The sequence below is a fragment of the Nonomuraea sp. GTA35 genome (genome assembly GCF_041950525.1).
GTDB lineage: Bacteria > Actinomycetota > Actinomycetes > Streptosporangiales > Streptosporangiaceae > Nonomuraea.
Genome location: NZ_JBGNUV010000063.1, coordinates 1 through 641, shown reverse-complemented (window position 1 = coordinate 641; position 641 = coordinate 1). Strand labels below are relative to the sequence as shown.

The window sequence follows — 641 nt, the reverse complement described above, 5'->3', positions numbered from 1 at the left end:
ATGAGGGTGAGAATCTGCTGGTAGGCGGGGTGATCGGGGACCACGGGAGCCGGTGGCGGCGGGGGTGCCGGATCGGGCTCGGCGGCCAGGAGGAGCAGGGTCTTGCGGGTGATCCGGAGATGATCGAGATCTTGGTCGAGTTCCCGTAGGCGGGCGGTCAACTCCTCGATCTGGTCTCGTACCTGTTCGATCTGGCTGGTCAGAGCCTTCTCGCGGGTGTCGATGCGGTCCAGCAGCCACGTGCGGGGGTCTGAGGTGCTCACACTGAGCGCCAGGTGGGGGTGGAGGTGCCGGTCAGCCGGCGGGTCATCACGTCGGTCATCGCCCAGTACACGCGCGATTCGGAGCTGGCCGGATCGTGTTCGTAGTCGCGTACCAGGCGACGGTGCAGGGACATCGTGCCGTAGGTCTGCTCCACCACCCACCGCTTGGGCTGGGGGACGAACCCGGCCTCGGCGGGGTTACGCTCGACGATCTTCACGGCGATGCCGTGGGTGGCGCCGTGGGCGACCAGCGTGTTCTTGAAGCCCTGATCGACCAGGGCGGTGCGGACGCTGCCGGGCGCAGTGGCGGCGGCGACCCGGTCCAGCAGCGCGTTGCCGATGGCGTTGTCGTGCATCGAGGCTGCCGCGACCACCACC

At 68.5% G+C, this 641-nt stretch carries 1 protein-coding gene and 1 pseudogene; both read right to left on the bottom strand.

The annotated features are described in order from the left end of the window. On the bottom strand, positions 1 to 263 hold a 263-nt coding region (locus tag ACBJ32_RS59390; protein ID WP_375134405.1), incomplete at its 3' end, for a hypothetical protein. Further along, positions 260 to 641: pseudogene (locus ACBJ32_RS59385) on the bottom strand (IS5/IS1182 family transposase); the annotation flags it as partial. The pseudogene ACBJ32_RS59385 and the gene ACBJ32_RS59390, both read right to left, overlap by 4 nt.